At 41.9% G+C, this 22,651-nt stretch carries 15 protein-coding genes and 4 pseudogenes; 11 read left to right on the plus strand and 8 right to left on the minus strand.

Going from position 1 to position 22,651, the window contains the following annotated elements:
• Nucleotides 1-35: 35 nt before the first annotated feature.
• Nucleotides 36-2,768 (minus strand): Rne/Rng family ribonuclease, encoded by a 2,733-nt coding sequence (locus ACOBWA_RS01775; protein ID WP_420230058.1) that lies wholly within the window; start codon nucleotides 2,766-2,768, stop codon nucleotides 36-38.
• Complete coding sequence (locus tag ACOBWA_RS01780; protein ID WP_420230059.1) at nucleotides 2,765-2,902, minus strand: hypothetical protein; 138 nt, start codon at nucleotides 2,900-2,902, stop codon at nucleotides 2,765-2,767. Before ACOBWA_RS01780 ends, ACOBWA_RS01775 begins: the two co-directional genes overlap by 4 nt.
• A gap of 1,185 nt (nucleotides 2,903-4,087) precedes the next feature.
• On the opposite strand from ACOBWA_RS01780, the gene ACOBWA_RS01785 reads away from it, so the two are divergent.
• Together ACOBWA_RS01785 and ACOBWA_RS01790 are read left to right on the plus strand one after the other, a co-directional pair.
• Nucleotides 4,088-5,098, plus strand: a complete 1,011-nt coding sequence (locus ACOBWA_RS01785) for an RluA family pseudouridine synthase (RefSeq protein WP_420230060.1) — start codon at nucleotides 4,088-4,090, stop codon at nucleotides 5,096-5,098.
• A 271-nt stretch (nucleotides 5,099-5,369) separates the two neighbouring features.
• Nucleotides 5,370-5,842, plus strand: a pseudogene (locus ACOBWA_RS01790) (HAD-IA family hydrolase); the annotation flags it as partial.
• A 214-nt stretch (nucleotides 5,843-6,056) separates the two neighbouring features.
• Here ACOBWA_RS01790 and yihA read toward each other — a convergent pair.
• Nucleotides 6,057-6,811 (minus strand): annotated as a pseudogene (gene yihA, locus ACOBWA_RS01795) (ribosome biogenesis GTP-binding protein YihA/YsxC).
• Between the two features lie 404 nt (nucleotides 6,812-7,215).
• On the opposite strand from yihA, the gene ACOBWA_RS01800 reads away from it, so the two are divergent.
• From ACOBWA_RS01800 to ACOBWA_RS01815, 4 genes are all read left to right on the plus strand, one after another.
• Nucleotides 7,216-7,542 (plus strand): c-type cytochrome, encoded by a 327-nt coding sequence (locus ACOBWA_RS01800; RefSeq protein ID WP_420230061.1) that lies wholly within the window; start codon nucleotides 7,216-7,218, stop codon nucleotides 7,540-7,542.
• 326 nt (nucleotides 7,543-7,868) lie between these two features.
• Nucleotides 7,869-8,537, plus strand: a complete 669-nt coding sequence (locus tag ACOBWA_RS01805) for a c-type cytochrome (RefSeq protein WP_420230062.1) — start codon at nucleotides 7,869-7,871, stop codon at nucleotides 8,535-8,537.
• Between the two features lie 353 nt (nucleotides 8,538-8,890).
• Nucleotides 8,891-10,024 (plus strand): hypothetical protein, encoded by a 1,134-nt coding sequence (locus tag ACOBWA_RS01810; protein ID WP_420230063.1) that lies wholly within the window; start codon nucleotides 8,891-8,893, stop codon nucleotides 10,022-10,024.
• A complete protein-coding gene (locus ACOBWA_RS01815; protein ID WP_420230064.1) occupies nucleotides 10,000-10,383 on the plus strand; it encodes an RnfH family protein in 384 nt (127 codons plus the stop codon). The genes ACOBWA_RS01810 and ACOBWA_RS01815 overlap by 25 nt, the downstream gene beginning before the upstream one ends.
• A gap of 33 nt (nucleotides 10,384-10,416) precedes the next feature.
• Here ACOBWA_RS01815 and ACOBWA_RS01820 read toward each other — a convergent pair whose 3' ends face one another.
• Complete coding sequence (locus tag ACOBWA_RS01820) at nucleotides 10,417-10,836, minus strand: outer membrane protein assembly factor BamE (protein ID WP_420230065.1); 420 nt, start codon at nucleotides 10,834-10,836, stop codon at nucleotides 10,417-10,419.
• 317 nt (nucleotides 10,837-11,153) lie between these two features.
• Here ACOBWA_RS01820 and fur point away from each other — a divergent pair, with 317 nt between their 5' ends.
• Nucleotides 11,154-11,588 carry a ferric iron uptake transcriptional regulator gene (gene fur, locus ACOBWA_RS01825; protein ID WP_420230066.1) on the plus strand — a complete coding sequence of 145 codons (435 nt, stop codon included), beginning with the start codon at nucleotides 11,154-11,156 and terminating at the stop codon, nucleotides 11,586-11,588.
• Between the two features lie 126 nt (nucleotides 11,589-11,714).
• Here fur and ACOBWA_RS01830 read toward each other — a convergent pair.
• A pseudogene (locus ACOBWA_RS01830) lies at nucleotides 11,715-12,835 on the minus strand (PilT/PilU family type 4a pilus ATPase).
• 131 nt (nucleotides 12,836-12,966) lie between these two features.
• Nucleotides 12,967-14,029: pseudogene (locus tag ACOBWA_RS01835) on the minus strand (type IV pilus twitching motility protein PilT).
• 330 nt (nucleotides 14,030-14,359) lie between these two features.
• Here ACOBWA_RS01835 and ACOBWA_RS01840 point away from each other — a divergent pair.
• Nucleotides 14,360-15,076, plus strand: coding sequence for a YggS family pyridoxal phosphate-dependent enzyme (locus ACOBWA_RS01840; protein WP_420230067.1), 717 nt, complete (start codon nucleotides 14,360-14,362; stop codon nucleotides 15,074-15,076).
• Nucleotides 15,077-15,122: 46 nt separating this feature from the next.
• Here the strand turns inward: ACOBWA_RS01840 and ACOBWA_RS01845 are convergent, their stop codons facing one another.
• Both ACOBWA_RS01845 and ACOBWA_RS01850 read right to left on the minus strand, forming a co-directional pair.
• Nucleotides 15,123-16,397 (minus strand): hemolysin family protein, encoded by a 1,275-nt coding sequence (locus ACOBWA_RS01845; RefSeq protein WP_057758257.1) that lies wholly within the window; start codon nucleotides 16,395-16,397, stop codon nucleotides 15,123-15,125.
• 213 nt (nucleotides 16,398-16,610) lie between these two features.
• Nucleotides 16,611-18,302 carry an NAD+ synthase gene (locus ACOBWA_RS01850; RefSeq protein ID WP_201548552.1) on the minus strand — a complete coding sequence of 564 codons (1,692 nt, stop codon included), beginning with the start codon at nucleotides 18,300-18,302 and terminating at the stop codon, nucleotides 16,611-16,613.
• Nucleotides 18,303-19,177: 875 nt separating this feature from the next.
• On the opposite strand from ACOBWA_RS01850, the gene ACOBWA_RS01855 reads away from it, so the two are divergent.
• The 3 genes from ACOBWA_RS01855 (at nucleotide 19,178) to epmA (ending at nucleotide 22,602) form a co-directional block, all read left to right on the plus strand.
• Nucleotides 19,178-20,305 carry an AI-2E family transporter gene (locus ACOBWA_RS01855; RefSeq protein WP_420230068.1) on the plus strand — a complete coding sequence of 376 codons (1,128 nt, stop codon included), beginning with the start codon at nucleotides 19,178-19,180 and terminating at the stop codon, nucleotides 20,303-20,305.
• Between the two features lie 108 nt (nucleotides 20,306-20,413).
• The gene (locus ACOBWA_RS01860; protein ID WP_420230698.1) at nucleotides 20,414-21,523 is read left to right on the plus strand and encodes a 4-phosphoerythronate dehydrogenase; all 1,110 of its coding nucleotides are present in this window, start codon (nucleotides 20,414-20,416) and stop codon (nucleotides 21,521-21,523) included.
• Nucleotides 21,524-21,573: 50 nt separating this feature from the next.
• Nucleotides 21,574-22,602: an EF-P lysine aminoacylase EpmA gene (gene epmA, locus ACOBWA_RS01865; protein ID WP_420230069.1), complete on the plus strand. Its 1,029-nt coding sequence runs from the start codon at nucleotides 21,574-21,576 to the stop codon at nucleotides 22,600-22,602.
• Nucleotides 22,603-22,651: the final 49 nt, after the last annotated feature.

Here is a 22,651-nt window from a genome sequence, read left to right on the forward strand (position 1 = left end):
CTTAGCTTGTTCAGTAGTTGTACGCTTATCGTCATTTACCTGATTGGCATTTGCTTCCACCATACTTTTTCGTTATCGCTTTTCTTATCAGCGTTCGAAGCAGTGGTTTTTTGCTTATCAGTGTTCTGCTCATTGCTACTATGCTTATCAGTAGGTTTTTGAGCAGCTGTTTCGTTTGAACGCTCATCTTTTGCTACGTTATTCGTCGCGCTTTGCTGCTCACTAGGCTGAGTTTTGGCCTGTGTGGATTTGCTATCATCTAAAGATAGATGCACCACTTCAGGGGCTTTTAACTCAGTTGGCGCTTCATTGACCTGTAGCACGACCTCGTTAGGGTCTTGATTGCGACGTGCACTATGCTGATTTTCGCTATTGGCAGCATCGTTGTTTCTAGCGTTCTGCTGTTTGCTGTGCTTAACGCTGTCAGCCGTTAGTGTCTCACCGCGCTCTAGCTTACCGCGTGAGCCGCGTTGGCTATGCGATTTACGCTTAGTCCGAGTTTGCTCATCTGCTTTAGAGCTGTTTTCGTTATCAGCATCACTGCGCTCGCTTGCGTTACGATTGCTGTTCTGTTGATTGCTATCTTGGCGGTTATTACGATTGCGATCGTTCGTGCGTCTGTTATCGTTCTGACGCTTGTCTTGCTGTCTTTGGTCTTGAGTATCAGACGACTTGTCATCAGCACTGTTTGAGCCAGTACTTTCTGAGCTACTGTTTACGTTGCCAGCAGTCTCGTCAGTTGTCTCTTTTCTTTGACGCGGCTTAGAAGATCTAGACTTACGCGGCTTACGTCTTCTTCTGTCTTCATTGCTGCTGTCGTCAGTCTCGCTGTCATTGCGACGCGCCTGTTGACGATTAGCATTGTTATCTGACTGTTGGCCGTCGTTTTTCTGACTGTTGTTTTGTTGAGTTGGCTGCTCACTAGTTACAGCGGCACTATTCAATGCATTGCTATCAACTTGACCAAACGAGCCTAAGCTTTGCGCGCCCGTGTTTACTAGCGCCTCGATTGCTTGAGCGGCATCTCGGCTACTGACACTAGGTGTGGTTGTGGCTTGCGGCGCTTGAGCGAATAGATTTGATAACCACGCAACGGCTTTCGGTTGAGCAGTAGCCTCGACACTCTGTGTCTGCGGTGCTACTGGAGCGGCAACACTAGCAGTTTTATTAGCTTGCGGTGCAGGTGCAGGCGACACGTCGTTGGTATTTTTATGATTACGACGATCATTGCTATGATTTACCGTATCATTCTGCGTTTGCGTGGCTGCATTCTGCTGTGTGTTTGAGCGGCTCTGCTTATTATCTGCAGTTTTACGAGGCTGGCGAGTAGGCTGCTGTTCAGGACGTTCTTTTTCAGCAGTCTGCCAGTCAACGTTGTAGCCAAGGTCACTATGCTCTTGTTGCTGAGTATCAGTGATACGCTCATAGCTCGATGGAGCAAAGCCATCACGGTTGAAATGGAGCTTGAAGTTTGGTGATTCTAAATGCGCGTGTGGCAAAATAGTAATACGCGTGCCACTGTCTTGCTCAAGATAAACCAAGCTATCGCGCTTCTCATTTAATAAGAATGCAGCGATGTCCGTTGGAACTTCTGCTTGTACTTCACCTTGACGTTCTTTAAGAGCGATTTGCTCAATTTGACGCATGATAGATAGTGACAATGAGCGCAAGTCACGAATCATACCGTTGCCGTGACAACGTGGGCAGATATAGCCAGTTGACTCTTCTAAGGAAGGACGTAGACGCTGACGGCTCATTTCCATTAGACCAAATTTAGAGATATCGCCGAACTGAACGCGTGCACGGTCATATTTGGTCGCATCAATCAGACGTTTTTCTACTTCTTTTTGGTGCTTATTGTCATTCATGTCAATGAAATCAATAACGATCAAACCACCCATATCACGCAAACGAAGCTGACGAGCAATCTCATCGGCTGCTTCTAAGTTGGTATGGTAAGCGGTCTCAGCAACGTCTGAACCTTTGGTTGACTTAGCTGAGTTAATATCGATAGAGACCAGTGCTTCTGTTTGGTCAATAACGATTGAACCACCTGATGGCAGACGAACTTCGCGCTGATAAGCGGTTTCGATTTGCTTTTCGATATTAAAGCGCGAAAACATCGGCTCATAATCAGTATATTTGCGTAGCTTTTCAGCTTGTTTTGGCATTACCGCATCGATAAACCCAGCCGCTTCAATGTAAGCGTTTTCGTTATCAATCCAAATCTCAGCGATATCATCACGTAGATAATCACGAACAGCACGTGTGACAACGCCCGCTTCTTGGTGAACCAAGCGCGGTGATGGGTATTTTTGGTTTTGTTCTTGAATGGCTTGCCAAATATTGAGCAAGTGGTTTAGATCGTGCTGTAAATCTTCCTGAGTCTTACCAATACCAGCAGTACGAATGATGACACTCATGCCTTTTGGTAAATCAAGGTTGCTCAGCATACGCTTCATATCTTCACGCAGTTTGCCCGAGATTTGACGTGAGATACCACCACCGCGAGGGTTGTTTGGCATTAATACTAGGTAGCGACCTGCTAATGACACATACGTCGACAGGGCAGCGCCTTTATTACCACGCTCTTCTTTTTCGACTTGGACGATTAGCTCGTCACCTTCTTTGATCAGTTTTTTGATGTTTTCGTCACGTGGGTTGCCGCTTAGGTATTCAGCAGAGATTTCACGAATTGGCAAAAAACCTTGACGCTGAGAACCGTATTCGACGAATACTGCTTCAAGCGATGGCTCGACACGGGTCACATGACCTTTGTAGATGTTAGATTTTTTTGCTCACGAGTACGGTTTTCTAGGTCGAAATCGTACAGATGATTGCCTTTACATAAGGCGACACGAATCTCTTCGTTTTGAGTGGCGTTGATCAAAATGCGTTTCATATTTGTATCCTATGAGTACGCATGACAACGATAAGACAGTCTTTAGGACATAGTGGCAAGTGTGGCTAATATTGTGATTAGCGTGTGTAGATGTTCATTAACGGTAGAACGTAAATCGTGGGTTTATAAAGCACATGGGCTTTATAAACAGCTTCTTTTACCTGAAGTAATGAGCAGTGCTCACGTTAATATCAGTAATATAGGGTGTAAGGCTACGGTACTCATATTTTATCATCAGTAAACTTGGTACATATATGATTGGGTCAGCGAGTCAAAGCGCTCTTATTCTCAGTACGTTCTATTGGTAGTGATTTCAGCGCACGTTGTAAGCGTGGGCGAGGGTCAGTTACATCTCTAAAAAATACTGATATTAAAAAGGCGTGGTGCTGTTGCCATTCATCCATCAAAGTCTAACAATAATATCGCGGTCATGATTGCTACTATATAGGGGCGTCATTCAGCGGTTGTTTATTCAGGCGAAGCAATTGGTTACTCTTTGTTTATCGTTCTTTGTATAACGTCAATAATATCTTGGGTATCTCAAGGTTAGGTGTCGCAGCTTTTGTTATCAGCGGGGCGTACTTGGCAAACAGAGTAATGGACCAGCTTGTCAGCGTGGTATCGTATTTACATTGTTATCGTCATCTGTTTGACCACCAATACTTAGGCAGCTATCGATATACTTTTCGATCCTAACGCTAAACTACCCATACTTGCTCAACTATGCTGGCATAAAGAACCATCAGATAAATAGTCATTAAATAATGATTGATTATCGAGTACGGTCGTTGTCATGCAATTAGTGAGTCAGTGTTGTGTTGTAATCGGTTAATAAGCTAATTTATTATCAGCGTTATAAACGCGATGGTATTTAGTGTCACTATTTATTTTATGGTACCGAATAAGATTCAGTACAGTATTTTTAATTTGTAGGGCTATATTTGGTAAGTAATACCTCTAAATAAAAATGGGCCCTAAAATCAGATGAAACGTGTCAGGTCAGCAGGATAAACAGTGTCAACCTCTTTACTGGCAAGTAGTGGAAAACTGACAAGCAATAAAATGGTGGTCAACTATTTGTAACAACAATGATTATTGCTGTCACCTCTGCTTAATTGTCGCTCAACATGCTAAACTATAGCAAATCTTTGTGTAAATACCTAACTAAAAATGACAAACTCAAAAATGAATGACGACGCTACTACCCATGAAGCCCCTGCTATTTTTAATAGCAAAACACGCCCACAAAGCGCTGACGATGAGATTAGCAATTTCGGTAAGGTGAACTACCTCGAAGTAACGCGCCATCAACACGACCAGCGTTTGGATAACTTTTTGTTAAACCGTTTAAAAGGTTTGCCAAAATCACATATCTATAAAATGATTCGCTCAGATGAGATACGTGTCAATAATAAGCGCTGTAAAGCACACGATAGAGTGCAGCGTGAAGATGTGGTACGTATTGCTCCTGTAGAGCTAGCAACGCGCGAAAAACCAATTATTAGTACCGAGTTCGCCAAAAGCTTGCTGGCGCGCGTGGTCTATGAAGATGACGGTTTGCTAGTGCTAAATAAACCTTCTGGTATCGCTGTGCATGGCGGTAGCGGCTTGGACTTTGGGGTTATCGAAGCCATGCGTGAAGTGACGGGTAAAAAATACCTAGAGCTAATCCATCGCATTGATAAAGACACATCAGGGCTACTGATGATTTCCAAAAAACGCTCAACGCTCAAAGTGTTGCAGCAGTATTTGGTAGACAAGACCATTCAAAAGCACTATCTATGTCTTGCCAAAGGACAACCTGCGCTTAATGAGCAGCGTATCAATGCGCCGTTGCTACGTTATACACTTGCTAGTGGTGAGCGCCGAGTGAAAGTAGACAGCCAAGACCCACAAGCGAAAGAAAGTCAGACTGATATCATTATCCATGATCGCTTTATGATTAATAGTCAGCCAGTAAGCTTAATTGAAGCCAAGCCATTGACGGGTCGCACTCATCAAATCCGTGTTCATTTAGCGCATATCGGTCATGCTATCTTGGGTGATGACAAATATAACGTTCATGATAAATCAGGTGTCCATCGTTTGTGTCTACATGCATGGCGCTTAGATATTCCAGGCTACAAGACCATTACTGCGCCATTGCCAGACGATATGGCAGATTGGTTACCAGAAACAACGAAGTTGCCTGAATAGTTTTTCAAAATTAATTCTTAAGCCAAACTATTTTTGTATTTTCTTAAACGTCACGATATCTTATTTTTACGAATAAGCCGCCGTGACGTTTTAGTATCTGCTATTTATTATTGTTATTCATTAAGGTAAATTCATGACCAAACCAGCTACAATTTCAGAACGCATTATAAATGCTCAACCATCAGCAGAACACAATCTGTCTTATAAGACGTTGATTATTTTTGATTGGGACGGCACGCTAATGGATTCAATCGGTCTAATCGTTGATTCTATGCATGTGGCTGGCGAAGCACATGGGTTTGAGACGACTGATAAAGCTGTAAAAGATATTATTGGTCTGAGCTTAATGAATGGGATTAAGATTTTATATCCGCAGGCAAATGATACGCAGTTGCGTGAGATTCAGCAAACCTATGCAGAGTACTATATTGCCAATAGTCATAGTACGCCGCTATTTGAGCCGATAGAGCATATGTTGCAAACTTTGCAGCAGCAGGGTAAAACGCTCGCCGTAGCAACGGGTAAAAAAGAAAAGGGCTAGATCGTGTATTAGATGCCTCAGATAGCCATGATTATTTTACGATTACGCGTTGTGCTGATGAGTCAGGCTCAAAACCTGATCCGCAGATGTTAACCGATATTTTGGAATACACGCAGCAGCAGGTTTCTGATGCTGTGTTTATCGGCGACAGTATCTATGACATTCAGATGGCAACAGCACTAGGAATGACCAGTATAGCGGTGAACTATGGTACGGCAACGAGTGCAGAGCTTGCGGAGCAAAATCCAACCTATCAAGTTAATACTCCACAAGCGCTAGTGGATTTGCTATGTAGGTAGAGCTACTTTTATCATTCTCGTTATTTTAATAGCACACCGATAATAATGAGTGAATAAACAGGCAATAAAAAGGGTTTATCGTAATAGCGATAAACCCTTTTTATAAAGAAAACGATATTTATTTGTTTTCTTTATCAACGCTTTCTTTTTCAATAGCGTCTTCTAACTCAGCGCCTTCTAGCAACGCAAAAGATGACTCAATGATTTTGTCTGCATCAAGCTGATACTCATACCAGTTGCCCATTATCCCAGCCAGCTCATCGAGACCTTCTTTTCTGAGAGCCGAAAACAACTGAATGGTACAGTTTAAGCCCAGTTTTTTCAGGCGTTTACGAGTCTCAAGGAGGGCGTTCTTAGAAGCACCGTACTTCAGTTTATCTGCTTTGGTCAGCAGAATATGTACTGGTAGCTCACCATCGTTTGCCCAGTGCAGCATTTGCTCATCAAAAAACTTAAGCGGATGACGAATGTCTGTCATCAGTACCAGACCTGCAAGGCTTGAACGTGATACCAAGTATTCTTCTAGCTCAACTTGCCATTCTTTTTCATCTCTAACGGAACAGCTGCATAGCCGTAACCAGGCAAATCGACCAAACGTCTGTCAGTATCACCGATACTAAAAAAGTTAATCATCTGCGTGCGTCCAGGTGTCTTAGACGAGCGAGCCAATTGACGCTGATTGGTTAAGGCGTTGATGGCTGATGATTTGCCAGCGTTTGAGCGCCCTGCAAAAGCGACTTCCAATCCCATGTCAGGCGGACAGAGACGAAAGGTAGGTGCTGACATCATAAATTCAGTTTGCTGAATTTTCTGACGAGATTTGGTATTGAATAAGGCATGTTCAGCGGCGACATCGTTAAACGGGGTACTCATAAATGGCTCATTAATCTTAAAAAATTGGATGCGATTATAAAATTTTAGTCAGCTGATGATTCAAGTCATCGGCGCGGTCAAGTAATTGGTCAAGCGATAGGTAAATCAAGTTAAAAGGCTATTATTCATTAATACAGTTATGTGCAAATCATAAAAGTAGCTATTTAATATTACTGGCTATTCTATACTATTCCGTGTCTTACTTATTGAAATAACTGCGATTAGCATCATATAAATAGTAGGATAACATTAAAGTTGGCCAGTCATTAAGACAAGTTCTCAGCTTTAACAAAGCCATATCCAAATTCTCTATGTTTATATGACATATATTGTTACAATGTTTAACGAGAGATGTTTAATAGAACGATTGATGAGACACGTGAAATATCACGAGGAGGTGCTCTATGTTTTCAATCAGTAAACTTCTTAGCACGAGTTATCGCGCTATAATTGCTAGCAGTGCTGCACTATTATTAAGTGGCATTATGATTAGCAGCGCAGGTGCGGCAGATATCGCCACTACCTATAATAACTCATGTGCAGCCTGTCACGATAGTGGCGCGTTAAATGCCATTAAAAAAGGTGATAGTGCCAAGTGGCAACAGCTGATTAAACAAAAAAGTATGCCGACGCTTATCAAGTCTGTCAAGGTGGTATGCCGCAGATGCCAGCAGGTGGTCTTTGCGACAAATGTAGTGAGGACGACTATCGTAAACTTATCGAGTATATGAGCAAATAATCGACTTATAAATATAAGTTAAACATATAAAATAAAGCGCTAGGCTAACAACCTATCGGCGCTTTTTGTTTTTGCGTCATATTGTATATTGTGTTGCCAGAAAACTGATGGATACTATGATTAAGTAGGCAAATGATACAAAGTCTTGCTATAATAATCGAAAATAAACCCTGATGTTAGTAAGTACTTTCAGACTGCTTGTGTCCAAGACCTCAAAATATACGCCATTCTCATGATTAAAGAGGCGGCTATATCAGGTATCTTACCAGTGCAATCACTCTAAATAATGCTTACGCCGAGCTAGTAGGATTTGTATCAATGAAAAAGTTAATCGCTGCTGCCAGCTTATGCGTTGCAAGTTTCAGCGTACAAGCTGCTATTATTGTTCCTGAATATGACGTCAATGCAGGTCAAAAAGTTGCAGAAACCGTTTGTGCCGCTTGTCATGGTCTTAATGGCGTCAGCATTGTTCCTGCACAGCCAAACCTTGGCGGCCAAAACGTAAAGTACCTATATAAACAGCTAGTCAACTTTAAAGCAGGTTATCGCAAAAACGGTATCATGCAATCACAAGTTGCTAGTCTGTCTCAACAAGACCTAGCTAACGTAGCAGGTTATTATGCCAGTCAAGCGCCTTGGGGCGTTGGCTACGGCAATCCTGCAACTAATCAAGAAGCGACTAAGCTATTCTTGGGCGGCGATAAGTCGCGCGGTGTTATTGGCTGTGCCGGCTGTCATGGTCCAGATGCTGCAGGTAACACTTGGGCTGCATTTCCAAAGCTAGGCGGACAGCACGCTCAGTATATTGCAACTCAGCTAAAACTATTCCGTGCTGCTGGACGTGTTGATGATATCGATAGCGATGATCAAAAACGAGTCAATGATGCAGCCAAAGAAGGCGAGATGGGTATGATGCAAACAGTTGCATCGAAACTATCAGATCGTGACATTCGTATCCTGTCAGACTATGTAAGTGCCATTCACTAATTGAGTCGCACTAATTCAATATCTGATACATGCTTTGCTTTGCATAGAAGGCCATTAAGTAAAGCCACTGAGTATTGAATCGCATATTGATTATACCTGAATGACTAAACCCCGATTTCGGGGTTTTTTATAACTGTTTGTCCCTTATATTAAGACAGTATTTAGATGAATTCATTTACAGAGGCCAGTCGTTGCTCTGTATAATTATAAATTATCGTTATTCACTTTATACCAATTTTCAAAATATGGTTAGCCGTGTTAAACATGTTCAGTCTACCATGCGTGGTACTTGCACTTGTTTTGTTTGCTAACCCAGTTTTTGTGAATGGTATTAGATCGTTTGGATTGAAATTATGATGATCCGTTATGCTTCTTATTTTATCGCGGCGCTACTACCGTTATTGCTATTTCGTTGGTTTGCACCTGCGTCAATTGGTGAGATTGACTTTTGGTTACTATGGTTATTAGCCATGGTAGTGGTTGCGCTACCAGTCGTTTACGCTGAGATAGCATTGGCCTATCGCAGTGTCGAAGGCCCTCTAGCGGGTATGCAAAAGCTCACTCGTGAAGCAGATGTCAGTCCGATCTGGCGTAGCTTTGGTTGGTTAGCGGCATTAGTCTCTATTGTGATTGCAGCGTTGGTTATATCTGGCGCAAGTACGGGCATATTGTCTGCATTAACTGAGCTAAATAGCGTACCCGATGTACCGAGCTTCGCAGTTGCTGCAGGTCTGATGGTCATTGCAGTACTCTTAAGCTTGCTGGGTATTGCACCTTTACCTATTGGTTTAGGACTGATGGTAATAGGGTTGCTGCTAGGGTTCGCAAACGGTGTACCCAATGCTGGGTTTGCCATGACTGATGTCAGTTTGACAGAATGGGCACGTGCAGTCGCGTTAGCATTAGTGAGTGTCGGTGCGGGTACAGGATTATACTGGTTCGGTCAGAACTTGGTGAGCAAACAGACAGTCACAGCGGTAGAAGCAAACAATCAGCAAGTAAAAAACAGAGCGGCTACTCGTGAGTACCGTGCAACTAAGCTGGTGTTACCGATTTGGGTGTTGCAACTGCTGATAGGAGTAGTGGCTTTATTTACTAGTGGTATGTCGCTACCGCCAATTGGACAGCTGTTATATTGGGGCGGGGTGTTATTTGTGGCGAGTTACTTGCTACATTACAGCACGCAACAGTTAGCGCATAAATTTGGATTATTGGTTAGTTTGATAATCACTTTTGCTGTAGCTTTATTACTAGTGGTTGCGATACCGACAGCATGGTTAGTTGGCATCTTGGTCATTATTAGTAGCATTGCTGTACTATTATTATCAGTATTTGCGGGTTGGCAGATGAAGATTAGCCATCTACGCAAGTCACTAAATTTTAGCAATGAAGCAGTTTATAACTTGTGGCGAGTGGCGATACGTTTAGTCGTACCATTAGCATTACTGCTAGCACTGATAGGTTGGGTGATGCAGTGGTTGAGCTAACAGTCGAAGGTCGTGACAGCAGTGTGCCACAGTCTACGCAAGCCAATCTAATAACAGTATATCTGGCGTATGCTGAAGATGAGCAGCGCCAGCATTACCTAGCTTTGCAGGTTAAACAAGGTACTAGTTTGCATGAAGCATTGGCGCAAGCAGGGTGGCTTGAGAAATTTGCAGAACTGGCGAAGTGGTGTGAGCAAGTAATAGATATCACCACGCCAACTGCGAAACGTTGGCATGTGGGAATTTATGCACAGAAACAGCCATTAAGCTATTTGCTACAGCCTTTTGACCGTATCGAGGTATATCGCAGTTTAAGCGCTGATCCTATGTCTCAGCGCAAAAATAAATCTCGTAGCTAACCGTTAACTATCTAAGCTAATAGGTTTCGCTGACTATGATGCTGGCAGACTCTCAATACCTTCGATGCGCGTGACCAAACCATTATCATCAAAGTAAACAATTAAATGCTGGCTAGCGTTTTTGACATCTGCGATGCCTTTACGGCTACCTTCAGTGCCTGCTTTGTAGTCATAGATATAATCCCAGCGTTTAGGCTCAAGAGTATCTCGAATCGCAGGGCTGCCAAGAGTATAAAGAACTTGGTTTTGATTCATACCCACTTGTAGCTTCTGGGCTTGGTTTTGAGTAATCGCTGTGCCTTGTGGCAAATCAATCTTATAAACACTCAATAATGAGCAGCCAGACATAGCAACAGTAGCGCTAAGCATACTGGTGATAACGATCTTACGTAATGCGCTGGTGTGGCTTAACGGACGGAAATTTAATGTCTTTATCATGGTAAGATGACTCATAAGAAATGAATTAGGTGTGGCCAGCGTTAGGTCGTACCAGTCTGACCGACAATCTTGGACAAATGATACGTCATTTACTTGCAATTGCCTACCACTTACGACATTATTTACCAAACACAATCTGAATGGTTAGATTAATTATATTTTAAATTCATAGGCTTGCATCTCGATATTTAGAAAATAATAAGAGAGATGTCTGCGTAAGTTTCATCAGTTTATTATTAATCATTTACTTTATATTAAATAAAAATAATCTTTGCTGATTATTTATCTCATATTTTCTATTTGTTAAGGCTGTTACAGTCAAAAGGGATATTATGGCTTCTTTTACCAATCAAGATTTACGTAGAGCAGGACTCAAGGTCACGTTACCTCGTATCAAAATTTTAGAGCTATTAGAAAGCGCAAAGCTGCACCACATGAGTGCAGAAGAAGTGTATAAGGCGCTTATCGAGCAAGGTGAAGATGTAGGTCTTGCCACTGTCTATCGTGTACTGACACAGTTTGAACAAGCAGGTATTGTTGAGCGTCATAACTTCGAAAACAATCTATCTGTATTTGAGATTACCCAAGAAGAGCATCACGATCACCTAGTTTGTGATGTGTGTGGCAAGATTATAGAGTTTCATAATGAAGTCATCGAAGAAGAGCAGCTGAAAGTAGCAGAAAAACATGGCTTTAAATTGTCTGGGCATTCTCTTGTTCTATATGGTATCTGCGCGGATCAAGCCTGTAGAGACAGCGCGAAGTAATTGTCTAGCGTATAAGTAGAAACGCTTATTTCTATCAGTACTACGATATCGAACAATAAAAGAAACCCTCGTTATAAATAACGAGGGTTTTATATATATTCTATTCTGTATTGGAAAATCAATAATTTAGCTCACATCTAACGATAAACTATCAGCACCTTCATCTAAATTCGCTTTGCCGTTTTTGCTACTGAGCTTAATTTTTAGGCGTAGATCGTTAGGAGAGTCCGCATGTAGAATCGCTTCTTTATACGTTATCTCTCCTTGTTCATACAAATCAAAAAGTGCCTGATCAAAGGTTTGCATGCCACTGTCTCGTGAGCGTGTCATTACATCTTTGATTTCATGGACTTCCCTTTACGGATATAGTCACTAATCAGCTGCGAATTTAGCAAAATCTCAATAGCAGCGCGTCGTCCTTTACCGTCAGGCGTGGGGATAAGTTGCTGTGCGATAATAGCTTGTAGGTTCAACGACAAATCCATAAACAATTGATTATGGCGATTGGTTTCAAAGAAGTGAATGATACGATCAATTGCTTGGTTAGCATTGTTTGCGTGCAACGTTGCAAACACTAGATGTCCAGTTTCTGCGTACTGGATAGCATAGCTCATGACTTCACGGTTACGAATCTCGCCGATTAAGATAACATCGGGTGCTTGGCGTAGCGTGTTTTTTAGGCCCGCTTCAAATGAATGAGTATCGATACCAACTTCACGTTGGGTAATAATACAGCCGCGATGTTTATGAACAAACTCAATTGGGTCTTCTATCGTAATGATATGACCATGAGAGTTTTGATTGCGATGTCCTATCATTGCAGCAAGGGTAGTGGACTTACCTGTACCCGTTGCGCCAACTAATAGAACAATACCGCGTTTTTTCATGGCCAATTCTTTTAACGCTGGCGGTAAACGTAATTCTTCGACCGTTGGAATGTTGTTTTCAATTTTCCGTAAAATCATTCCTGCCATATCGCGTTGTACAAATGCACTGACTCGAAAGCGTGCTTGCTGCGCTTCATCAGAGATGGCAAATTGACACTCGTTGGTTTCTTCAAACTCTTTTTGCTGGCTTGGCGTCATTACACCTTTGACCAATCTCATGGTTTGCTCAGCACTCAAAGGTGTTCTACCGACAGGTAAAATTTTTCCATTCACTTTCATGGAAGGTGCTACGTCAGCAGTAATGAAAAGGTCAGAGCCATTTTTGCTGATCATCAATTGTAATAGTTTATCAATGTCCATATCGCACCTGTACCAGATGTAAGTCAATTAAAATCATATTTTAAATACGTCAGTAAAAAGTAAAAAGTAATTACAGAGACCATAAGTTGTTTGTTATTTTTGATGGTATCTGTCAATACTGTCTGTTAGTACTATAAAAATGCCTCAGGTTGCTTGGCATAAGGACGTGCAACATCTTTACTAATGGTTCCCTTACTTACCAAGTTCTTTAACGTCTGATCAAGGGTGATCATGCCATCGCCTGCACCTGTTTGGATGGCAGAGTACATTTGAGCGATTTTGTTCTCACGTATCAAGTTACGGATAGCAGGGGTACCTATCATGATTTCATGGGCGGCTATACGTCCACCTGCTTGACGACGCAGCAATGTCTGTGAAATAACAGCTTGCAATGATTCTGACAACATAGCGCGGATCATGTCTTTTCAGCAGCTGGGAATACGTCAATGACACGGTCAATCGTTTTAGCCGCTGAGCTGGTATGCAAGGTACCGAACACTAAGTGACCAGTTTCTGCTGCGGTCAACGCTAAGCGGATAGTCTCAAGATCACGTAGCTCACCAACTAAGATAACATCGGGATCCTCACGTAGGGCAGAGCGCAATGCTGGCTCAAAACCCAAAGTATCACGGTGTACTTCACGCTGGTTGATCAAGCTTTTTTAGATTGATGCACAAATTCAATCGGGTCTTCGATAGTTAAAATATGCTCTTTTCGGCTTTCGTTAATATAGTCAATCATCGCCGCAAGTGTTGTTGACTTACCTGAGCCTGTTGGGCCCGTGACCAATACCACACCACGCTTAAAGTCTGAAACGCGTCTAAAGACATCGCCCATACCTAAGTCTTCCATCGTTAATACTTTAGAAGGAATGGTACGAAATACAGCGCCTGCACCGCGATTTTGATTAAAAGCGTTGACACGGAAGCGTGCTAGATTAGGAATTTCAAAAGAAAAATCCGTTTCAAAAAACTCTTCAAAATCGGCACGTTGCTTATCATTCATGATGTCATAAATAAGCTGATGCACGACCTGATGGGTCATCTCTGGCATATTGATACGGGTCATTTCACCATCAACACGTATCATTGCCGGCATACCCGCTGAAATATGTAAATCTGACGCCTTATGCTTAACGGTAAAGCGCAGTAAGTCTTCGATATTAAGATTGTTTTTTCGGCCATAATTTGATATTCCTATCACTTAGTCTAGGTAAGACAAAACACTATAAAAGTACGTGGTAAACTATTCATCGATAGCCTTAGTATAATAAGAAATGGCAAGAAGCTCACTAGTACAGGTCTTTACCATCACTAGCATATTCAGCAGCATATGTTAAAGCATGTAACAATATCATAACAAGACTGTGAGTATTTAACCATCTACTAAATCAAGAAAAACCAGAACTGGATCGTTTTAAAATAATTCTCATATAAGCTATTTCTAATTTAATTTTAAAAATCGGATAGTTATGTTTTTTATAATAAAAATCTTAAAAAATTAATCAAGCAATAAGGGCAGAATATGAAGGAAATGAATGGCAATGTTGATGAAGTGACACTTATCGATAACTGGCAGCAAGTTAGTAAGCAGATGAATCAAGCGTGTGATCATGCTGACAGACAGGCTGATAATGTTATGCTGCTAGCTGTTTCGAAAACGAAACCTGCCGATATGATCGCAACTTTAGCGAAGCAGGGACAGCGTGATTTTGGTGAAAACTATCTACAAGAAGCCATCGAAAAAATTACTGCTCTTAAAACGCAGCCTGTAGGCAAGAGTATCGTTTGGCATTATATCGGTAGTATTCAACGTAATAAGACACGTGACATTGCAGAGCACTTTGATTGGGTGCAAACGGTTGAGCGTGATATCATCGCCAAACGATTGAATGACCAACGGCCAGCTGGCCTGACACCGTTGAATGTGTTGATCCAATTAAATATCGATGACGAAGATAGCAAGTCAGGATGTCTGCCAAACCAGTTGCCAGAGCTGATAACAGCGATCAAAGGCTACGAGCGTTTGCAGCTACGTGGTCTAATGATTATTCCTGCTAAAGCAAATACGGATGCCTTTGCTCGAACTAAGCAACTGTTTGAAGAGGTTAAAGCTGACCATCCAGAGCTAGATAGCTGGGATACGCTTAGCATGGGTATGAGTGGCGATATGGCAGAAGCGATAGAAAACGGCACAACAATGGTACGTGTCGGCACTGCTATTTTTGGTCAGCGTGCTTGAAAAAATGTGAATAGGCTAGTTAAGCACTCTTTAACTAGCCAGTAAATTAAATGACATCTTCTAGTTTGGTTACTAGCATCTGCGTAATTTTAAGATTATCAGTCGCAATAATCTCAAATCGATAATTGGCATACTCAATCGTGTCGGTCTTTTTAGGGATTTTTCGGAGCATATACATCATAAATCCACTGATAGTTTCGTAATTTTGACTGCGTGGTAAGTCGACGATATCTAATGCACGAATTACATCTTCGATAGGAGTCATACCATCGATTAACCAGGAGTTGTCAGTACGCTGGACAATAGGCTGTTCCTCGAGCGTTACCAACTCACCCATCACAATGCTCATCACGTCTTTTAAGGTGATAACTCCAACGACTAGGGCATATTCATTCACGATGACTGCAAAATCAGCGCCAGTAGATTTAAACATCTCTAATACTTCAAACAAAGACAGCGTATCAGGTACGAAAAGTGCTGGTTTCAATAGAGTCTTGTTCGTTAAGCTAACTTCTTGTTGGTTCAAAACCAAAGCCAAAAAGCTACGAGATTCCACATAACCAACGATATGTTCTAAATCATCATCATGGCAGACCAGAAATTTATTGTGTGGCTGCTCAATCATGATATTCACGACTTCTTCGGTACTTGTTTTGGTATCAAAGTAAACGATATTTTCTCGAGGATTCATCACTGAGGTGACGGTACGCTCTTGCATATCAAAGATGTTTTCGATCAAGTGATGCTCTTGCTTTTTCAGTACACCCGCTTCGGCACCAGCATCCATCACTGCATAAATATCTTCTGGTGTCATATCATCTTGACGTATGGTTGAGATGCCAAAAAGTTTAAACAGGATATTTGCAGCCCCATCGAACACCCATATAATGGGCTTTAGTATAAATATTAACAACATCATCGGGCGTACAAGCCGTACCGCTATCGTCTCTGCATTTGACATGGCCAAACGCCTAGGCATTAGATCAGCAAGTAGTGAAAACAAACTCGTAATAAGTACAAACGATATGACTGATGCTATCGTTTCACTATTCAATAACTGCTCGAGATATGGACTGATGGCCGATTCACCCACGGCACCAGCTGAAATAGCGACTGCATTTAGCACTATTTGCACGACGGTGATAAAACTACCAGGGTGTTCCTGCATATTGAGGACATCAAGTGCGCGAACATCGCCTTCTTTTGCCATAATTTGGAGTTTAATCTTACGGCCTGCAGCGATGGCAATCTCAGCAGCAGAGACAAAGGTACTTAAGGCAAGCAATAAAAGAAGAAAAACACTAGCGGTTAGCAAACTCATGACGTACTCGAAAAAGGAATAAAGATAATTAAGGCAAATAGTTGGTGAAGCTGTGTGGAAAAGAATCGGGTTAGATGTAAAAGTTTTTGGTGGATAAAAACCAAAAAAGCTGGGCAAGCACCCAGCTAATAGTAAAAAATTCGATATCTTGTAAAACTGGTGAACTAGCACCTCTCAACTTATAGATAGTAAAAGTTGAGAGGTGTGTAGTAATTAGCCCTTGATTGACCACTTATTAACCAATGGATAACGGCGCTCACGTCCAAAAGCTTTGTGGCTAATCTTAGTACCGATAGGAGATTGCAAGCGTTTGTATTCGCTGTTGTCTACCATTTTGATGACTTTAGCGACCATCTCAGCATCAAAGCCTTTATCAATAATCTCTTGATAGCCCATATCTTCATCGATATATGACGTCAAGATACCATCTAACACATCGTAGTCAGGTAGGCTGTCTTGATCTTTTTGATCTGGACGTAATTCAGCCGATGGTGGACGAGTAATAACGCGCTCAGGAATAACCGGCGTATCTTCTAAACGGTTACGATAGCTCGCCAATTTATAGACTTGAGACTTGTATACGTCTTTTAGTACGTCAAAGCCGCCAGCCATGTCGCCATATAGCGTTGAGTAACCAACAGCCAATTCTGACTTGTTACCAGTTGTGATAACTAAATGACCGAATTTATTAGACAATGCCATCAAAATTACACCGCGAGCGCGCGCTTGGATGTTTTCTTCTGTCGTATCCGCTGGCGACTTATTGAATAACGGCGCTAGCGTATGACGGATGCCTTCGACAGCGTCAAAAATAGGGCAGACGGTGTAAGAAACATTTAAGCGACGTGCCTGTGCTTGAGCATCTTCTAGACTGATTTGAGAGGTGTATTCGTATGGCATCATGACCGCATATACCTTGTCAGCGCCTAACGCATCAACAGCGATACAGAGTGTCAATGCTGAGTCAATACCACCTGACAACCCGACAATAATGCCAGAGAATCCTGAATGATTGACATAGTCGCGTAGACCGACGACTAACGCTTGATACATTTCAGACTCACGGCTTAAGGTTAGAGGCGCTTTGGTCTGCTCGTTAAACTTAGCAGTTTTGACGTCTAACGTAGCCAGTAGCAACTGGTTCATAAAGCGCGGCGCTTCATGAGCAATGCTACCGTCAGCTTGTACAGCCATAGAGCCACCATCAAACACTAGATCGTCTTGCCCGCCGACAGCATTGACATAGACGATAGGTAGCTTATTCTCACGGCTACGCTTGGCCAGCATAGTCTTGCGATTGTCCTGCTTTTCAATCTCAAAAGGTGAGGCGTTTAAGCTTACGATTAAATCAGCACCTTGCTTTTTAAGCTCAGAGATAGGACCTTTTTCCCACAAATCTTCACAGATAAGCAGACCAATGGTAATGCCTTTATAGTCAAATAAAACTTGATTACGACCTTTATCGAAGTAGCGACGCTCATCAAACACGCCATAATTTGGCAAAATTTGCTTATGATAAAAGCCTTTTTGATGACCATTATGTAGGATGGCAGCAGAGTTAAAAGTACCATGATGATCGACATGTGGATAGCCGACAATCATGACGATATCATCGATATCACTCAAGGTAGATAAAGCGCTTTTGACGCGGCCAGACAAGCTTGGACGTAGCAATAAATCTTGTGGAGGGTAGCCCAAAAGAGCTAACTCTGGGAATACGATTACGTCAGCACCTTGTTCGCGTGCTTGTAATGCTAGGGTACGCATTTTTTCGACATTGGTTGCGATATCACCGACCAAAAAATGTGATTGAGCTAAGGCAAAAGTGACAGTATCTTGTGGTTTATTGGTCTTACTGGCTTCGTTTGAGGTGTTAGAGTTGGGGTTATCAGTGTCTTTTGACATTGTTATTGTTCCTATCGATATATTATTAAAATTTGGTGTGTCTGTATTGATTTCAAATAAAATCAAAGTAAATCCGAGATTAACTCAAAATTGCGCTCTTGCATATCAAGCTCAAATATTGAGCTGATATGCTGAGTCTAAATCTCGTATAAGCCTTTATAAAAGACTTATGATTTTGCTCAAGTAACTTACTCTAAATGATGGCGACACCCTAAAATTAGAACTTATGATAGTCTAAAAGAAGACGATATAAGCGGGTGTTGAAATCTGGCTCAGAGGATTCGATGTCTTTACGACGATGTAAATAAATATGTGCAAATAAACTTAACTACACTGAAAAGCTTAAAATAATTGCTTTAGTATAACATCAATTGTCGCGACAAATAGAACGCACCAGTGGATTCCCTTATAAGATAACAGTTTAAAAGCTGAACATAAAAGCAGTTTTCAATACATCATTTTTACACACTAAATTCATGCATTATGCGCTAGTCATTATCGTCGCCATCTAGTAAGCTTGCATAGACAAAGTTGTAAGTAAAGATTACAACAACGCGTTATATAATTCACACGCTTTATTGCATAATAAAGCGTGCTAACTGCATTTTTATTGTGTTATCTATGATAATAAATTGCTATGAATTCACGCTATGGAACTGAACACAGTCATACTATTTAACTGTTATATTACTTAATCTTCATGTGAATTTATAAGTCTGTAGCAATATAAGTCCGACGCAATGCTTTTTTGTACGACTCGCAACTCTCGCTAATGGATATGGCTTACAGACAATGTCTAAGAGCTGATATTCATCACACATTTATAAACTCGCCAGCAAAATTATCGTTTGCTGTCCGCTTTTGGTTTATACGCTATGATTGAAAACTGGACAAAAGAATTTATTATTCAGCGCTTATTAGCAATTACGTTGCTAGTAGTGCTGTTCGTATTGTGTTTTCAAGTGGTACAGTTTTTTATTGTACCAGCGCTGTGGGCAGCGATTTTGGCCTATGTGACTTTTCCTATTTATAATTTCTTCCATGAAAAGGTGAAGCTAAGCCCAGATTTTAGTGCCGCTATTATGACGGTGAGCATCTCACTGATAATAGGCGTGCCACTGGTCATCGGTGTGTTTATCTTGCAGCAAGAAGCTTTGAGTTTAATCAGTAACTTGATCTATCGTATCAAGGTAGGTTACTTAGATGTGCCTGACTCCCTCAAAGATTTGCCTATCATCGGTCAGCAAGTCAAAGATGTACTATGGCGTATCAATAAAAACCCAGAAGGGACGCTAGAAGCTTTTCGCATTTGGGTTCAGTCGCATTTATATTATGGCAAAATAGCATTTGATGTGGTGTTCAGTAGTTTGGCCAAACTCGGTATGGCGTTAATGACGCTCTTCTTCTTTTACCGAGATGGCACCAGTCTGGTTCGGCAGATTCGTCAAGCGCTGCGCAATATCATCGGCAATCGCATCGACGGTTACATCGATTCTGTAGGTACAACCACACGTGCCGTAGTCTACGGTATTGGTTTAACAGCGTTGGCACAGGCGACACTGGCAGGTATCGGCTATTACTTCGCTGGTGCGCCAAGTCCTATCTTATTGACCATTGTCACGTTTATTATTGCCTTGATTCCGTTTGGTACGCCATTCGTTTGGGGCGGTGTATCGATTTGGTTATTGAGCCAAGGACATACTGCAGAAGGTATTGGCTTGGCACTATGGGGTGTATTGGTGATTAGCTGGGTGGATAATCTGATTCGTCCTATCGTCATTAGCGGCGCAACCAAAATTCCTTTTATCATTATTTTTATTGGTGTACTGGGTGGTCTAACAGCGTTTGGCTTTGTTGGTTTGTTTATTGGGCCTGTCGTGCTGGCTATTGGGCTTGCGGTATGGCGCGAGTGGATATCGCAGCATAAGAATGAGATATTTGCTCAGCAAGAGGTGATGCTTTCTGACTCTCGTGCGATAGATCCTGTGCACGAATCAGAATAATGAGTCGCTAGCAAACATGACGTAAAAAATTATCGATCGAGATGATGAACAATGACAAATAAAAATATGACAGAATCGACGAATAATAAGACCGATAAGTTAAGCGCGATTAAAAATATCACTATTTTAGCGGACAGCAACATCGCCAGTCTGAATGATTTTTTTAATGACTCTACGCTTGGTCATCTGACTGAGCATAGGGTTAAAATCATTACTGTCGCTGGTCGAGATATTGATGCCGCGCTACTTGCCGATGTGCAGCCAGATGTGCTGCTGATACGCTCGGTGACGAAAGTAAACGAAGCGCTATTGGTTAATAATAACAGTGTACAGTTTGTTGGGTCTGCGACTATTGGTACCGACCATGTAGATCAAGATTATCTAGCGTCTCGCAATATCACTTTCGCTAATGCAGCTGGTTGTAGCAAGCATTCTGTGGCTCAATATGTATTGACGGCTATCTTAACTTTGCGTCCGCAGTATTGGCAGCAGTCGGCACCTTTAACCTTAGGTATTATTGGTCTTGGTAATATCGGTAGTACACTTGCTCAATATGCCTATGATTTGGGTTGGCAGGTGCTAGGTTATGATCCCCTGTTACCAGCCTCTAAAACTAACAATGCTAGCTTGGAGCAGGTACTTAGCCAAAGTGACGTGGTTAGTCTGCATGTGCCTTTAACCAATGAAAAGAATGCGACGAATCCTAAAGGTAGTGATTACCCAACACGTCATCTTATCAACGCAGCTGCATTAGCAATGATGCCTGCTGATACAATGCTGATTAATAGTGCGCGCGGGCCTGTAATTGAGGAAAGTGCGCTTGAAACAGACATTGAGCGTACTGGACGTCAAGTGGTGCTAGATGTGTTTGAGCATGAGCCAAAGATTGCAGTAAGCTTGCTAGCCAAACTTGCTATTGCCACACCGCATATCGCTGGCTATACGCTAGAAGGTAAGCTACGTGGCACACAAATCATTTATGATGCCTTGTGTGAAAAATTAGCGATACCTCCAGCTCAATCTATGTCCAATCTGCTACCGCTAAATATGTTCTTATGGTCTGAACTAAAATCATATCCAGACAGACTGCCAAAGCTTTATGACATCATGCAAGATGATGCCTCGTTGCGAAATGAAGCAGTTGATGGGCAAGTAAATGGTGCTGACTTCGACGGTTTGAGACGTGACTACCACTTGCGTCGTGAGTGGCAGTTTTAATTAAACAAGATACTGAGCAACCAATTATTCATCAGTCGCAGTAGAGCCCAATGACTCAAGTAAATAACATTTCTTCGCAGCCTATTACTTCTAAGCCTAGCTACGCGCCAACCATGACACTTGCGATGGCACAACAACGCGCGCAATTCATTAGCAATATTCGTCAGTTTTTTACCAGTCGACAAGTGCTAGAAGTGCAGACACCGCTATTATCCCAAGCAGGCAATACAGACACTTTTTTGCAGTCTGTAGCAGCTCATGTGACCTATCAAGACCGTCCACGCACTTATTATTTGCATACCTCGCCTGAATTTGCGATGAAGCGTTTATTAGCCAGCTGGCAAGTGCCTATTTATCAGATTTGTCCTGTCTTTCGTGATAACGAAATAGGCATGCGTCATAATATTGAATTTACGATGCTTGAATGGTATCAACCGAATTATAGTCTGGACGAGATAGCAACTGAACTTAATGAGTTGTTAGAAGCGCTTTATGGTCATTCTGTTGTGATGAGTCATTATCGCTATGTCGATGCCTTTATGGATTATGTTGGCATACATCCGTTGACAGCGAGTTTAACTGCATTGCAAGCCGTAGCAGAAGATATGGGTTTGACAGGATTTAATTTTAATAATGCTGAAGACAGTGAAGAAAACCGTCGTCAGAGCTGGTTAGATTTGTTATTCAGTCATGCCGTAGAGCCAAACCTAGGTCATGATTTGCCGACATTAATTATAGAGTATCCACCTGCGACCGCTGCGTTAGCGAAGACGGCTGTGGATAAAGACGGTAATAAAATTGCAAAACGTTTCGAGCTATACATTAACGGCATTGAGATTGCCAATGCTTATGATGAATTAGCAGATGGTCAAGCATTGCGTGACCGTTTTGAACAAGATAATCAATTACGTGCGCGTCATGATCTACCTCAAATGCCAATTGATGAACATCTATTAGCTGCCTCCAATGATTTGATGCCATGTAGCGGTATCGCAGTCGGTATGGATAGATTGCTAATGGTTTTGACAGGTGCAAGTAGCTTAGAAGAAGTCATTCCCTTTCCCAGTGGGCAAGCATAATTGAGTGAGCTTCTTTTAGATTAGCTGTAATCTAAATACATAATAAGAA

Origin of the sequence: Psychrobacter sp. ER1, from assembly GCF_048631835.1 — a bacterium.
In the GTDB taxonomy this organism is placed as follows: domain Bacteria; phylum Pseudomonadota; class Gammaproteobacteria; order Pseudomonadales; family Moraxellaceae; genus Psychrobacter.